Source organism: Vibrio sp. Vb0667, assembly GCF_033391095.1.
Genome location: NZ_JAWPOL010000004.1, coordinates 91,328 through 107,155, shown reverse-complemented (window position 1 = coordinate 107,155; position 15,828 = coordinate 91,328). Strand labels below are relative to the sequence as shown.

General features: G+C 46.9%; 12 protein-coding genes. 5 read left to right on the top strand and 7 right to left on the bottom strand.

Going from position 1 to position 15,828, the window contains the following annotated elements; all coding sequences use genetic code 11:
• Positions 1-50: 50 nt before the first annotated feature.
• Positions 51-1,322 carry a maltoporin gene (locus R8269_RS07185; protein ID WP_005374784.1) on the bottom strand — a complete coding sequence of 424 codons (1,272 nt, stop codon included), beginning with the start codon at positions 1,320-1,322 and terminating at the stop codon, positions 51-53.
• Between the two features lie 446 nt (positions 1,323-1,768).
• On the opposite strand from R8269_RS07185, the gene glgX reads away from it, so the two are divergent.
• Entirely contained in the window at positions 1,769-3,760 is a 1,992-nt protein-coding gene (glgX, locus tag R8269_RS07180) for a glycogen debranching protein GlgX (RefSeq protein ID WP_005374781.1), read from the top strand.
• Between the two features lie 78 nt (positions 3,761-3,838).
• Here glgX and R8269_RS07175 read toward each other — a convergent pair whose 3' ends face one another.
• On the bottom strand, positions 3,839-5,209 hold the full coding sequence (locus R8269_RS07175) for an L-serine ammonia-lyase (protein WP_005374779.1): 1,371 nt from the start codon (positions 5,207-5,209) through the stop codon (positions 3,839-3,841).
• Positions 5,210-5,220: 11 nt separating this feature from the next.
• Positions 5,221-6,762 (bottom strand): sodium:solute symporter, encoded by a 1,542-nt coding sequence (locus R8269_RS07170; RefSeq protein WP_005374777.1) that lies wholly within the window; start codon positions 6,760-6,762, stop codon positions 5,221-5,223.
• A 339-nt stretch (positions 6,763-7,101) separates the two neighbouring features.
• Between R8269_RS07170 and R8269_RS07165 the strand changes: the two genes are divergently transcribed.
• The 3 genes from R8269_RS07165 (at position 7,102) to R8269_RS07155 (ending at position 10,778) form a co-directional block, all read left to right on the top strand.
• A complete protein-coding gene (locus R8269_RS07165) occupies positions 7,102-8,397 on the top strand; it encodes an MFS transporter (RefSeq protein ID WP_017634479.1) in 1,296 nt (431 codons plus the stop codon).
• A 101-nt stretch (positions 8,398-8,498) separates the two neighbouring features.
• Positions 8,499-9,515: a nuclear transport factor 2 family protein gene (locus R8269_RS07160; RefSeq protein ID WP_005374772.1), complete on the top strand. Its 1,017-nt coding sequence runs from the start codon at positions 8,499-8,501 to the stop codon at positions 9,513-9,515.
• Positions 9,516-9,692: 177 nt separating this feature from the next.
• Positions 9,693-10,778 carry a porin gene (locus R8269_RS07155; protein WP_017634480.1) on the top strand — a complete coding sequence of 362 codons (1,086 nt, stop codon included), beginning with the start codon at positions 9,693-9,695 and terminating at the stop codon, positions 10,776-10,778.
• 63 nt (positions 10,779-10,841) lie between these two features.
• Here the strand turns inward: R8269_RS07155 and R8269_RS07150 are convergent, their stop codons facing one another.
• From R8269_RS07150 to hisD, 4 genes are read right to left on the bottom strand one after another with little or no spacing between them, the layout of a single operon-like run.
• Complete coding sequence (locus tag R8269_RS07150; RefSeq protein ID WP_258473891.1) at positions 10,842-11,561, bottom strand: alpha/beta fold hydrolase; 720 nt, start codon at positions 11,559-11,561, stop codon at positions 10,842-10,844.
• A 1-nt stretch (position 11,562) separates the two neighbouring features.
• Positions 11,563-12,567: a cupin domain-containing protein gene (locus R8269_RS07145; RefSeq protein ID WP_186585589.1), complete on the bottom strand. Its 1,005-nt coding sequence runs from the start codon at positions 12,565-12,567 to the stop codon at positions 11,563-11,565.
• A gap of 47 nt (positions 12,568-12,614) precedes the next feature.
• Positions 12,615-13,349: an SDR family NAD(P)-dependent oxidoreductase gene (locus tag R8269_RS07140; RefSeq protein WP_025768659.1), complete on the bottom strand. Its 735-nt coding sequence runs from the start codon at positions 13,347-13,349 to the stop codon at positions 12,615-12,617.
• A gap of 1 nt (position 13,350) precedes the next feature.
• Positions 13,351-14,643 carry a histidinol dehydrogenase gene (gene hisD / locus R8269_RS07135; RefSeq protein ID WP_186585588.1) on the bottom strand — a complete coding sequence of 431 codons (1,293 nt, stop codon included), beginning with the start codon at positions 14,641-14,643 and terminating at the stop codon, positions 13,351-13,353.
• A gap of 289 nt (positions 14,644-14,932) precedes the next feature.
• On the opposite strand from hisD, the gene R8269_RS07130 reads away from it, so the two are divergent.
• Positions 14,933-15,682: an HpcH/HpaI aldolase family protein gene (locus R8269_RS07130; RefSeq protein ID WP_053307977.1), complete on the top strand. Its 750-nt coding sequence runs from the start codon at positions 14,933-14,935 to the stop codon at positions 15,680-15,682.
• Positions 15,683-15,828 lie beyond the last annotated feature (146 nt).

Sequence of the window (15,828 nt, the reverse complement as noted above, 5' to 3'; positions counted from 1 at the left end):
AGTTCTGGCTGTATCATTCTAGGACAATTTAGGACTTAGTGGTTAGATGATTACCACCAAGCTTCAGCTTGTACACCGAACTGGAACGTATCGTCTGAACGACCGTTGTCAAATGTGTTTGAGTTGTCTTCTTTGTCAGCCGTTAGGTAAGAAGCGTAAACACGGATTTCAGGACGAGCCCAGAAGCTAGAGCCAGCAGACCATGCTTGAGCAACAGTTAGCTTACCGTATTTGTTTTCTTCGCCGTCGTTATCGTCGATAGCGTAACCAGCTTCGAAAATAGTTTTGTGGTTGTCATCCCATTTGTACATTGGACGAACAACAACAGACATTGTTTCCCACTTGTCTTGGCCAGCCCACATGTCTTCACCAACACCGTACACTAGCTGGTGACCCATTTCCCAGCTGTCGCCCATGCCGATTACACCCCAGTTGATTAGGCGGTAACCAGATGCACCGTTGTCAGCTTCTGCGCCGTACCAGCTACCGTCGCCGTAGAATGCCATTGTTTTTGAGTAACCTTCAGTACCGTACTGAAGCACTGTTTTGTTGAAACCAGCGTCTAGACCTTGAGTCAATTCTGCTGTGAACATTACGCCGTTTTTCGCATCTTTAGTGCCGTTTGGCGCAGCGTCAGTTTCGTTAAGAATTGCGTAGTTCAAGCCCATTTCTAGAGAGCCGTTGTCCCATAGAGGAAGACCTGCGTAACGTACGTCTAGAGTGTTTACGTTTGTTGCGCCGCCATCGTTGCCTGGGTCTGCGATATCGCCGCGGTCGTTACGAACCCAAGCGAAAGAAACTTTACCAGGACCAGCTTCGATACCTTCAACACCAGCGCCCGCGCCAGAGATGTTCCAGTAGTAGAAGTCAGAGATATGAATGTCGTGACGTTGGTAGTAGCGTTTACCTGCCCAAAGCGTTGCTTCAGGAGCAAAGTTTAGTAGGCCTTTAGCTTGAACGTTGAACTGACGTAGTGCGAATTGTGCATCGTCTACACATTTCACTTCGCCGTTATCCAAACCACAGTTAGCAGAAGTGCTTTCCCAGTCGTTTGAACCGTTAGAAGTCATTGCAACCATAGAGTCTACGTAGAACGTTTTGCCGTTGTTGTTGTAAACTTCTTTACCTAGTTGAATCTCGCCGTAGATATCGCTTTCATTACCTAGACGACCGATCTTGTTCTTTTCGAATGTTAATTGTTGACCACCGTCAGCGTTCACGCCAACGCCAGCACGCATGTAACCGTGGAAATCCACTGCGAATGCAGAACCAGCAGCTAAAGTTGCAGCTACAGCAGCAGCAATTGCACTTACTTTTTTCATTCTTAACTCCATTAAGGGTATTTATAATTCTGTCTTCCCTGCTCACTCTTTTAGGTGAATATAGGCAGTAAAAACACACCTAAAGAAAGAGAGGTAAGATGGGAACGAATCCCCGTTTGTTTCAACAGTTGTGAGATTACCCGAGGCGTACAAGGATGACTTCCTCCGCCCTAAACTAATTTAAGGGGGATGAGAAGGGAGTAGAAAATTTACCGAATGGTGTTTTTTCGAGTCAGATCACCAATCTAGGGAGGAATTAGTAAGTTTGTTCGGTTTTGAGCCGCTACAAAGTGATAGCCATTTCATATTTTTGACTCTAAGCCGTCACATAAAGTAATTAAATTACACGAATATTTTTATATTTAGGGTGGTTGACCTTAGTAAGACAAAGTTTTTAACTTATAGTTTCCTAAAGGTAGCAATAAATATTAAATAAAGTATCTCCGATGACACGACTTCTCTCTCGCCCCTACCCCCTGGGCGCAACATTGAATAAAGAAGGCTGTAACTTCTCTATTCATGCTCCGGGCGTAAAAGACATTCAACTGGCATTGTTTGCAAACGATGGCAGCTACGAGCTTCACGGTTTACCGAATGAATACGCTGGCATACGTCATACTTTTATTCCAGATATTAAGCCGGGGCAAAAATACGGTTACCTTGTCTCCCACAAGGACGAGCCACTGTTAATTTCTGATCCGTACGCAAAATCAATAGATAAAGCCCTCCACTATCACCCTCCCTACTCTCCAGCCAAAAGTTTCGATATGCCGAAGTGCGTCGTTATCGAAGATGATTTTGACTGGCAAAACACGGATCACCCGCGTATACCCAGAGAAGAGATGGTATTGTTTGAGACGCACGTCAAAGGGCTTACCCAACGCCACCCAGAGGTTGAGGACAAGCTGAAGGGGCGCTATTTAGGTCTTGCATCACCTGAAATGCTGGCCTTTTACAAACAGCAAAACATCAACACGCTGCAATTGCTACCTGTCGCAGCATGCATGCATGAGCCTCATCTACTAGAGATGGAAAAGGTCAATTATTGGGGATACAACCCTTATCTCTTTATGGTGCCCGATCCGCGCTACGCAGAACAAGACGCCGTTACGGAATTAAAAACAACAATTCGCGAATTGCATAAAAACGGCATTGAGGTGATTCTCGACGTGGTTTACAACCACACTGCTGAAGGTGGTGAAGGGCCTACAATCTTCAACCTGAAGGCCCTCGATTCCCGTTTTTACATCAAACATGGCAACCACTTCGCCAATTACACCGGCTGCGGAAATACAGTGGATCTCACCTACCAACCAGCCTTAAACCTTGTGATGGATACATTGCGCTACTGGGTTAGCGAATTTAAAGTCGATGGCTTCCGTTTTGACTTGGCTGCAACGTTAGGTCGACAGGGCGATGATTACAACCCAGAAGCAGCTTTCTTTAAAGCCGTTGCGCAAGACCCAATTTTGCGTGAAACCAAATTGATTGCCGAGCCTTGGGATATTGGTCCAAATGGCTACCAAGTGGGTAACTTTCCATTTGGTTGGAACGAATGTAATGACAAACTGCGTGATATTTCCCGCAGTTTTTGGCGCGGTGATCAAGGCTATTTAAAAGAGTTTGCCACTCGATTAATGGGCTCTCGTGACATTTATAGTGCAGCGAACTGGCCATACAAACTCACCGTAAATTACATCACGTATCACGATGGCTTCACACTGCAAGATTTAGTGTCTTACAAGCACAAACATAACGAAGCCAATGGCGAAGAAAATCGCGACGGTCACGGTGACAATCGTTCAGAAAACTACGGTGTTGAAGGCGAGACGGAAAATCTGATGATTATCGCCACGCGTGAAAAGCAAAAACGCAACCTTATTGCTAGCTTGCTGTTTGCCTTCGGTATCCCACACATTCTCACTGCTGATGTTCTGTCTCACACCCAAGGCGGTAACAATAATGCCTATTGCCAAGATAACGAAACCAGTTGGCTGAACTGGGAAGAGACAGAACGTAAGCAACATTTCAAAGCATGGATGTCACAAATGGTCGCCAACCGAAATCAATACATGGTGCCATTTATCCGAGCTTTCAGTGGCGAGAATCGCAATAACAACCGTATTTTCTGGCGCCGTACAGACGGTCGCTTAATGGAGCACGATGATTGGAACCGTTTAAGCTCTGTCGCACTTCACCTTGGTATCGGTAAAGAAGGGCAAGAGCTGGTCTACCTCATCAACCAAACTAACGCCACAGCTCGCTTTAAGCTCCCCAATGAGCGAAAGCAAGAATGGGTGACGATCTGTGATACAAACGTACGTAATCTCAACCCAGGACATGCTGAAGGCGAAGTCTTGCTGTCACCCACCTCGATGGTGATTTTGCACTATCAACCAAACCAAAGCACACCAAAAGGTGAGCAAACGCATAGCTAAGTTATAAACGCTCCAAAAAAGGAAAGCCGATGCATCTCAGTGCTTCGGCTTTTTTGTTGGTTAGATGTGCCTAACTCATTATTCGCAAGGCGGCGCTAGGTGAATCAAAGCTAACCCACCCAGTGACGTCTCGCGGTATTTCTTGTTCATGTCCTTGCCCGTTTGGTACATGGTTTCAATCACCTTATCCAACGAGATCAAACATTTACTATTACGCTTTAGTGCCATGCGAGATGCATTGATCGCTTTCATTGCACCCATTGCATTACGCTCAATACACGGTACTTGCACTAAGCCACCAATTGGGTCACAAGTCATGCCTAGTGAGTGCTCCATGGCGATCTCGGCCGCAATACAAATTTGTTCATTGCTGCCACCACGTAGCGCGGTCAAGCCAGCTGCCGCCATAGAAGAAGAAACACCGACTTCGCCCTGACAACCCACTTCGGCACCCGAGATAGACGCATTAGTTTTGTACAAAATGCCAATCGCACCGGATACAGCAAGGAAGTCTTTAAGCTGTTTGGTATCGAGCTCTTTGATGAAGCGATGGTAGTACATCAATACCGCCGGAATTACACCCGCCGCACCATTAGTTGGCGACGTTACGACTTGTCCACCAGCCGCGTTTTCTTCACTCACAGCAAAAGCAAACAGGTTAATCCAATCCATGATTTCCATTGGATCGTTTTCGATTGCTGCATTTGCTTCAAGCTTCTTCAGCAAGTTAGGCGCACGGCGGGTCACATTCAAGCCGCCATCCAAGATGCCCTCTGTTTCGAAACCACGCTCCATGCAACGCGTCATCACACGCCAGATCTGTTCTGCGCGTTGATTGATGGCTTCCATTTCCTGAAACGCTTGTTCGTTTTTCAGAATCATACCGCCGAGGCTCATGCCGTTCTTCTCTGCCTGTGCCAACATTTCGTCCGCACTGGAGAATGGAAACTCAACTTCTACGGGAGCAGTCGCACTGCCATTTTGCAGTTCATCCGCCGTTGCGATGAAACCACCACCGATTGAGTAGTAAGTTTCAAACCCAACCTGATTGCCGTGCGCATCTAACGCAGTAATCGTCATGCCATTCTCATGCAGAGGAAGGTTCTCTTCATGGAACAACATGTCCGTTTTGTAGTTGAATTCGATTTCATGACGGCCATCGACAGACATCATGCCCTCTTCAATCGCCTTGCGCATCGCTTTATTCGCAGAAGCGATTTTGATGGTATCTGGTTTGTTACCCAACAGACCCAAAATCGTTGCGCGGTCAGTATGGTGACCAATCCCCGTTAACGAGAGTGAGCCGTATAAATCGACTTGAATACGAACCACTTTTGCCAAGTTCGATTCAATCAAACGAGTGAAGTGGTAACCCGCGATCATTGGACCATTGGTGTGAGAGCTAGAAGGGCCCACACCAATCTTGTAAATATCAAAGATGGACAGCATAAACTTACCTATTACGACAATGCAGCATAAAGCCAATCAGGGAGAACCATACAAGCGGCGATGGTCGCCACAGCGAACACCAATAGCCCGTAATGGCTTGCGGTTGGCTTTGCAAAAAGATGTTTTTGATTATTGATAAAAATTTGTTGCTCGGCAGTCACAGCGCCCCAACGACGGCTTACTAACACACCAAACAAAAGGAAGACAAACGTACCAATTGGCGCGAACCACGGCCAAGCCACGTCGAGATACATGGCAGTAAACACCGCAATCACACTCATGATACTGCCAACGATCACGCCTTTCTCATTGGCTTTCGCCCAGAATAAACCAAGCACGAATGAACCCAAACGGATACCAACAAAGATGGAGGTCAGGCTAGCGATGGTTTTGAGTACCGATTCATTCGATACCGCCAGAAGAGCTGGCACTACCACCATGGCCGCAGCGAGCAAACTCATCTTTCTTGCGACTTTTTCGTAGTGCTCATCATCGGCACTCTTGCGAACGAAACGCTTGTAGATATCGAACGTAGCGACGGTCGCCATTGAGTTGTAGGTCGAATCCAAGGTCGACATTGCGGCCGCCGCCAATGCGGAAATGATCAAACCAACGACGATTGGGTTAGTATGGTTGAAGACGAAATCTAAAATCACTTCGTTGCTGTTTTCAAACGATTGATCTTGATAGAAAACACTTAAAAGAACACCGAGTACCGCGAAGAACAAGTACACGAAAAACGCACCGTAACCACACAACAGCATCGACTTCTGCGCCGTCTTTTCACATCTCGTCGCTAACGTGCGTTGGATGATCAATTGGTTGGTGCCGTACACACTCAAATGCAAAAAGCTCACGGCAACCACGCCAGCCCAGAGTGTGGTATCCACGCCCAAATCAAAGTCTAAGTTGATGATATTCAAGTGATCACGAGAAAGGTAATCTGCCGCATTAATCTCTGTCATTAGAATGGCAAAGATAGCGATGCTGCCTGCTACCAATACTGCAGATTGCAACATATCGGTCCAGATAACCGTGGAAATTCCGCCCGCATAGGTATAGCAAGCGGTGAAAATACTAATGTAGATAATGGCTTCAGAAATACTGATAGGCAGAACTTGCACTAAGATCAGCGCCACGGCATACAAAATCACACCCGCAGAGATACATTGAACCACAATGAACACAATCGAGTTGATGGTTCTTGCATACACCCCAAAGCGGTGCTCAAGGTATTCATAAATCGAAGTCAAGCCCAGCTTATAGAAGACAGGCACAAAGAAAATGACGGTGAAAAAGATAACGATGGGATAGTTAAGGTGAATACTCATCGCTTCCATGCCAGAGCTATAAACCCAACCAGGCATCCCTACAAACGTCATCGCACTAATGTAAGTCGCAAGTATCGAAACACCCGCCGTAAACCAGCCAAATTGCTTTCCACCCGTAGAAAAGTCGCCACCATTGCTGTAGCGCTTGTTCACTAAATAGCTGATTAATATGGTGATTAACACGTATAACGCAATCACCACAAAACTTGAGTACGTAACCATTTCAGGGTTTCCATAATTCTGGGTGCTAATTATTTGTGCTTGGATATTACTTTAAAAAAGCATATCTAAACGATAATCCCGCCATAACTGTGACTATAATCACCAATATAGACGGTTATATATTCAAAAATGCCAAAAAGACCGATTTAATGAGACTCCCATCACTAAAAACCACTAATTGGGTACGCATTCATTTTAAAATTGATATTAATCACGGATCTAATGACCTTAAAAAAACTATGATTCACCACGACACGAAATCGAAGATGATCCCAATAAGATCGTATTCTTTAAGTTTGAATAGCAACAAATCCTAAGTGAAATAGAGGTTTATCGGTCATGAATGCCAAAAGACACATGAGCGAAGTTCCTATGATTCAAAGGGTAGCTGCCTATCTAGCGATACTGGTTGGTTACTTTTTCTATTGTTATAACTTTGTAATTATTGACTACGTACGCCCATACATCGTTGAAGCGTATGATGGTATTAGCCTGTCAGACACTGCCCAGTTCTATACATGGCAGTCGGTTGGTGCACTTATCGGTGCATTGAGCTGTGCTTGGTTCGCAACAAAATTTGGTAAGAAATCCACTCTTATTACCATCACAGCCCTAAACGGTGGCGCAACGATCATCAATATGATGTTCACCGACTACACAACATGGGCAGCAATGCGTTTCATCATTGGTTTGTCACTGGGTGGTTACTTCACCGTGGCAGTAAGCCTAATGATCGGCCTATTTACGCCAACGGTACGTGGTAAGTTGACGGCATTCGCGTCTTCTATGTTCTCTGTAGCACTGATGGTAATGGGTGCGTATGCAGCATTTATTGCAAGCATCGATGCACCATGGGAAAGCCTAATGCTTGTTGGTGGTATCCCACCATTGGCAGCCGCTGTGGTCATGATCTTTGTACTACCTAGCGACAGCAAAGTGATCGCTTACGGTGAAGAAGAGCAAGCAAAAGCAGAAGAATCAAATGCACCAGCGAAAAAAGGCTCTTGGGGCGAAATGCTAAGCAAGCCTTACCGTAAGATCACACTAACGTGTCTATTACTGGCTGGCCTTAACTTCTACGGTTTCCAATTCTTTGGTGGCTTCGTAACCACATACCTACGTGATGTACGTATGTTCGACGGTGCAACCATCGGTCTCATCTTCTCTATCTCAGCGTTTGGTTCACTGTTTGGTGCGTGGTTCTGGGGTTGGGTAGCTGACAAATTCGGTCGTAAGGTGAACGCATTTGGCTTCATCCTAGCGGGCATCATGGTTTCAATCTTCTTTGTTGCACCTGGCGACATGGTGATTGGCGGCCTAAACATGCTGGCTCTACTTGGTCTGATTTACAACTTCGGCCTGTCTTCTTCAGCGGTATGGGGTGGTTACTTCTCAGAACTGTTCCCAGCACACCTACGTAGCTACGGCGCGGCGCTATTCCACGGTGGTCGTATCCTCGGTATGTGGGCACCAATGGTACTTATCTTCATCCAAGAGCGTACCGACCTACAAACCGCAATGTGGGGTTCACCAATCGTATGGATCCTTGCTGGTCTTCTATGGCTATCACTGCCAGAGACACTAAAAGGCGGCGTGTTCGATAAGAGCAAAAAAGCCGAAGCAGCAAAAGCGTAACTGAATTTCAAAAACTCCGGCTGGCTCCCCGGCCGGATGAAAAAACTTAATTTCGAGTCCTGTTCCCAAAGCCGACTCGACAGCAAATAAGAGAGTTTATTATGTCTAAATATCAAGAAGCGAAACGCGTTGTACGTGAATACTTCAGCGCAATGGAAAACGCAACTCACGAGAACGTGGCAGAAGTACTAAAAGCACACACTTCAGAAGATTACCTATGGCGTGGTGTTTACCCATTCCGTGAACAACAAGGCGCTCAAGCAGCGGCTGACGTTTTCTGGGCTCCTTTGATGAAATCAATGACTCGCATGCAGCGTCGTCAAGACATCTTCATCGGTGGTGAGAACGAAGTAACATCAGGTGAAATCTGGGTAATGAGCATGGGTCACTTCATGGGTCTATTCGACGCTGAATACCTAGGCATGCGCCCAACTGGCAAAATCATGAACATCCGCTACGCAGAATTTAACTGTGTTGAAAACGGCAAGATCACTAAGACTGGCCTATTCCTAGACCTTCTAGGCGCGATGGACCAAGCGGGTTGTTACCCACTACCACCATCAACAGGTAAGCACTTCGTATACCCTGGTCCTCGTAACCACGACGGTCTACTGTTCGAAGACGCAGCACCAGAAGAAGGCGTAGCAACACTAGCACTAGTGAACAAGATGGTTGATGACCTATCTGCACTAAACGACAGTGGCGCTATGGGTTGCCCACCAGAAGTTCTTGAGAAGAGCTGGTCTAAAGACATGATCTGGTACGGTCCATGTGGTATCGGTGCGTCTTACACAATCCCTCGTTACCAACAGCAGCACCAATTGCCGTTCCGTAACAACCTGAAAGACAAGAAGTTTAACGGCCACGTATGTCGTTTCGCAGAAGGTAACTTCTCTTGTTTCTTCGGCTGGCCAAACCTATCTAACACGCCAATCGGTGGTTTCCTAGGTATGACAGGTGGTGAAGTACGTGCAGACATGCAAGTGGTTGACGTTTACTACCGTGACGGCGACAAGCTATCTGAGAACTGGGTACTGATCGACCTACCTTACTGGCTAAAACAGCAAGGTCTAGACGTGTTCGAGCGTACTCAACAGATCCTAAACCCTTCTCTATAAGAAGTCCTAGGGGCGGATTGTCAAACCGCCTTTATGTTGCCTGAATCCCCTCTCGGTTCAGGCGACATGCTCCCAACTCGTGCCTCAAGGATGGGGCACAACCTCAAGATAGAACCCTTATTCACAACGGGCATGAACGCACGGTGGCTTTCTGCGCCCTGAATAATGAGATTGATGATGAAAAAGTCGACCCTTTCTGCAGTGATTTTAGCAGCGCTTACTTCTAGCTCAGCCTTTGCTGCACACACTTTTGTTAATGACGCTGGTGACAGCTTAACCATCGATGGCCGTTTCGATCTTCGCTACCAAGACCGTGGCGGTGATGACAACGGCGAATGGAATAGCGGCAGCTCACGTTTCGGTTTGAAAGGCCAAATGGGTCTGGATAACGGCTGGACTGGTTTCGGTCACGCGGAATGGGGCTACAACTCTGGCGCGAACGGCGACAACATTTACGACCGCTTGCTATACGCAGGTGTTGATCACGAAAAATACGGCAAGATTGCTGCGGGTACTAAGCAGTGGTCTACCTTCTACGACGTAGCATGGTACACCGATTTAGGTCGTGTATTCGGTACTCGTGGCTCAGGTGTTTACAACCTAGCTGACTGGGGTATCGCATCAGGTGCAGGTCGTGCAGAAAACTCAATTACGTACCGTAATTCAATTAATGAAAAAGTGAGCTACGGCTTTACTTACCAAACCACGCGTGAAGATGTTGCTCTAGCAAGCAATGCGACAGCCTCACTGAAAAACGGCATGGGTGCGTCTATCACTTACAAACCCGTTGATGGCGTAACACTTGGTGCGGCTTACCATCAAAATGAAGTTGCGGATCTAGACGCAAGCGTGGTTGGCGTAGAAAACGGCGACAACATGCGCATCATGCTATTGGGCGCAAACTACAGCAACGGTGGCTTCTACGCGGGTGCGACTTTCCACGTTGGCGAAAACTGGGAAGCGGTAAGCCAAGGCGGTACGGACGTAATGTTCGATACCCTAGGTGGCGAAATCTACACTTACTACCACTTCGACAACGGCCTACGCCCAACGTTGAACTACAACTACATGGAAGATCGCGGTGACGAGACACAAGGTTATGAGCGTAACTTGCTGATCCCTGGTCTTGAATACCACTTCCAGAAGAACAAATTCCTAGTTTGGACTGAATACCAGTTCGACCTAGGTAAAGATCAGTACGATGGCAGCAAATTCGAAAACCGTGATGATCAATTCGCGGCAGGTATTCGCTACTACTTCTGATAATACTCATCGCTCACCACCTATACCCAAGTAGCCTTAAGGTGGTGAGTGATGAAGTTCTTATCAACACAAAGCAAAGTTATCTTGAAGCCAAGTAGTCATCACTTCACTAACCATTAAAGGCTGCTCCAGCGTAGATAGATGCCCACACTCAGGGATAACATGAAGCGTGACGTTTGGGATGCATCTCTCCATGAGCAGGTGATTGTCTAGCGGACAAAGCTTATCTTCTTTACCTGTTATCACCAACGTAGGAACTTGAATGTCCGCCAATAAAGGTCGAGCATCCGGGCGAGTTGCTAACGCTTTAGCATGCGCTTCAAATGCCTCCAAACCTACATTGACCGCCATGCCTTCAATACGCTCAGTTAACGCTTTGTCTTGCAAACGGCTGGGATGAATCAGCACAGGCATCAGAGTGTCAGGCGTAATGCGTTCAAACTCACCATTTAATGCCTGATTAACCAGTGCATCACGCTTTTGTGTCACCTCTGGCTTTTCATCTGCTGCATTGGTATCCATGAGGATCAAGCCTTTGACTCTGTTTGGCGCTTGACGGTACACCTCAAAGGCAAGAATCCCACCCATTGATAAGCCCCCCAAGACAAACTCCCGCGGTGCGTCTTGCAACACTCTCTGCGCCAGCTGTTCCATTGACGGCAATGAAGCCAGCGTCGGGCATGTAGGCTCAACCCAACTTGGCAACGCTCGGTTGATATCCTCAAACAATGTGCCATCACAAAGTAGTCCGGGTAGCCAAACTAACGAGGTGGGTTGCGTCATTTTATTCTCCTGCCAGCGGCTTTGGTTGATCAGAGCCAAGAATGCAATACGTCAAACTATTACCACGCAAGTTCGTCAGTGAGTATGACGCACCTTCTGGAACATTCAGCACATCACCGCGCGTTAAAACAACACTCGCTTGTTCGCCTTGATGCGTGAGGACCACTTCAGTATCGCCATCAAAGTTGATAAGCACTTGTTTTTCTTCTCGCCAGTGTTGAGGAATCGAGCCACCTTCAGAAAGCTCATAAGCCATGATGCTCACTTCATCTTCACTCTTTACTTGGAAGTCATAACTCGCCAAAGGATGACCCGTTAAGGCGTATTGTTTCACGTTGCTTCCGCTGAAATCGCCTTTGATTTCACGATAATCTTTTTGCAGAGCGACAAATGGCATCATCTCTTCTGCGGTGTAGGTATCGAAGGTCGCGAGCTCTTCTTCGGTAAGCAGCGGCATCAATTCTGATTCTTGTGGCACCGGGTCGCCATTAATGGTGTCCACGAGTGTGCCATCGGCTTTGAGGTATAAACCATAACCTTGACTGTCTTTAATAACGTTTGGATGCCAAATAACGCCGCCACCTGAATCGTCGCCGCCAAGTACCGAGAACATAAAGCCGTAATCGCGGCCAACCACTTCAAATCCACGGAAGAGATTGGTTGGAATCGAGATGACGTCACCGTGAGACAACACCGCCTCATGCTCTCCATCGTTCCCCCAATAAAAACGGAACTGACCTTTGAACACCAAGAAAAGCTCGGCGGTACGATGAGAGTGCAACGAATTTTTGATGCCCGGCGGTTGGCCTGCGGCACCAATGTTAAAGCCCGCCGTATCGCGAATATGAACATGCTGACGACTGCTCTCTGCCACCCCTGCACCGATAATGCAAAAGTTATCTTTGAGATCACTGCCTGGCGTGCGCGCATCAATAAACGCACTCGTACCCGGAATCAGTTCCATGTAGCGGACCAGGTTATTATTCATTTTAGATTGTAGAGTCATTGTAAATCCTTGTTGTCCTTGTTTGGACCTAGCCTTTGAATTGTTAGTTACAGACCTAAAGGTCGCCCACCATCAACCGCGATGGTATTGCCTGTCGAGAAGGTAAGAAGATCTGCCGCGGCGTACACGGCTTGAGCGACTTCTTCATCATTGGCTAAACGCTTAAGCGGTGTGGATTGTTCTTGTTGATTACGCCATGCGTCATCCAAGCCTTTGACAAACTCAGTGTCGACAAGCCCTGGAGCAACAGCCAGAACTCGAACCTCGGGAGACAGAGCGCGAGCTAAAGAACGGGTCATGTTCTCCGCGGCAGATTTACTTGCACAGTAAGCAATGTTGCTCCCCATCGCAGTCTGTGCCGCGATAGAAGTAATGTTCACCACACAACCATTGGCTTGCTTAAGCCAAGGCTCAAACGCTCGAACCATGGCAAAAGGCGCACGGACGTTCACTTGGAAAATTTGGTCAAACAGCTGGTCATCTAAACTTTGCAAATCAGAGTGCGCGACGAATTTCGTCATCCCCGCACAGTTGACCAACAAATCCAGCTTGTCGCTTATTTCACTGACTTGATGTTTAAGCTGTTCAATCGCACTAGAATCTGCCACGTTCAATTTGAATGCTAGATGCTCGTTACGTGGCAGCGAGGAAAGCACATCCTCGGCCGCTTTCTGATTACTGTTGTAAGTCAGAATTACGCGATATCCCGATTCAGCTAGCTTGCGACAAATGGCGGCACCCAGTCCGCCACTGCCGCCTGTGACTAAGGCAAGTTTCGACATATTACGCCTCTTCCACTTTGCCTTTGTAACGGCGCACACGAATATCCGCTTGCTCTTTGTGGCCAGCAAAACCTTCGAGTGCACACAAGCGAGAGCAGTACTCGCCGACTTTTAAGGATGCCGCTTCCGTCACACGCTGGTAAGTACAAGTCTTGATGAACTTCCCTACCCAAAGACCACCGGTATATCGTGCCGCTTTCTTCGTTGGCAGTGTATGGTTGGTACCAATACATTTGTCGCCGTAAGAAACGTTGGTTTCACGACCTAGGAATAAGGCACCGTAGTTGGTCATGTTATCTAGGAAGTATTTAGGATCTTCCGTCATCACTTGAACGTGTTCAGAAGCGATATCGTCTGCCACTTCCACCATTTCTTCGTAGCTATCGCATACGATCACTTGTCCGTAATCTGCCCACGCTTTACCCGCAACTTCCGCCGTTGGAAGAATAGTTAGCTGACGTTCAATCTCTTTGATAGTTTCTTTTGCAAATGTCTCGCTGTTGGTCAACAAGACAGCTGGGGAGTTGTAACCGTGCTCGGCCTGACCAAGCAAGTCCGCCGCTGCCAATTCAGGGTCACAGCCTTTCTCATCAGCAATGACTAAGGTTTCAGTTGGGCCTGCAAACAAATCGATACCGACGCGACCAAACAACTGACGTTTTGCCTCTGCTACAAATGCGTTACCCGGCCCTACAATCATATCGACCGGTGCAATAGTCTCCGTCCCCAGAGCCATTGCACCTACCGCCTGAACACCACCGAAGCAATAGATTTCATCCGCACCCGCCATTGCCATCGCAGCGACAATCGCCACATTCGGCTGGCCATTAAACGGTGGCGCACAAGCAATAACACGTTTTACGCCCGCGACTTTCGCCGTCAGTACACTCATGTGAGCGGATGCAACCAATGGGTATTTACCGCCAGGGATGTAACAACCCACGCTGTTGACTGGAATATTTTTATGCCCCAGTACCACACCAGGCATGGTTTCTACTTCGACGTCTTTCATTGAGTCACGTTGAATTTGAGCAAAGTTTCGAACTTGTTGCTGAGCGAACTCGATATCATGACGAGTCGATTCATCAAGCGCATCCACACAGGCTTGGATTTGCTCTTCTGACAGGCGGAATTGCTCCGGCGACCAGTTATCAAACTTTTCAGACAACTCACGTACAGCGCTATCACCTTTCGATTCAATATCAGCAAGAATGTTTTCAACAATCTGACGCACTTTTGCGTCGTTTGATGCTGATACTTCTTCAGTGATTCCGTTTTTTAAAATGCGTGCCATTGGGTTTCTCCTTGAACATTGAGGCTGACGAACGGTTATTTTTATGCTTTTGGATACGAATGCAAAATAAGATTAAACACTTAATTAACATTTGACAAGTTAAGTCAACAAACCACAAAAACAATCCTTAAGCCTTTGCATTTATTAGTTTAAACAAATAAAAGCAAGTAATAAGGACCTTAATTGAGTTTAATTTTTAATCAAAAATGAGTTTTAGATCACATCATTTTTACTCATCATTTACATTTCTACATGTTAGTTTTTGCATACCTTTGCAAAGGAGAGAATCATGAGCAATTTTAAACAACGTCTGAATCAAGAAACGATATTAGGTACATTTGTTAAAACCCCTCACCCTCACATTATCGAAGTATTGGCACTGGCAGAGTTGCCTTTTGTGGTACTGGATGCAGAGCACGCACCTTTCGATCGCTCCTCGCTTGATCTGTGCATCATGGCGGCCAGAGCGAATGACCTCGCGTGCGTGGTACGAGTACAAGACAGCGCCCCTTCAACCATTTTGAACGCGCTTGACTGTGGCGCGGCGGGTGTACAAATTCCCCATGTTTGTACTGCTGAGCAAGCGACGCAACTGGCGAAAATCTGCCATTACGGAGAAGGTGGCCGAGGGTATGCTGGTTCCAGTCGAGCAGCGCAATACGCCACTAAGCCCATGGTTGAACACTTAAAAGACAGCCGTGCGAATACGATTGTCATTGCACAAATTGAAGACCCTCAAGGGGTTGAAAATGTTGAAGCGATTGCCAATGTTGAAGGAATTGATGCGCTCTTCATTGGCCAAGTTGATCTCACTGTCGCTTATGGTGCTGATAGCGTTCATGATGAGAAAGTCGCACAAGCAAGTATGCGAGTAATCGAAGCGGCCAGAGCCGCCAATAAACCTGTTGGCATGTTTGTCGCGACGGCTCAACAAGCTCGGGAATGGCGTGAACTCGGCGTTAGCTTCTTTTGTGTTGGCTCTGAACACAAAATGATCATTGATGGCTTCAAGCAAGAGAGAAATGTGATGAATTCTTGAGTTTTCTCTGATATTTACGCCTTATCAATGTAATGCTCTAGACACAGAAATCCCCTAGCCCATACACTCAGCACGTATGAGAAGGTTCAATGGCCTTAAATAAGGAGTATCACCATTAAAGCGAAAGTAACTTCGATCGACGTCGC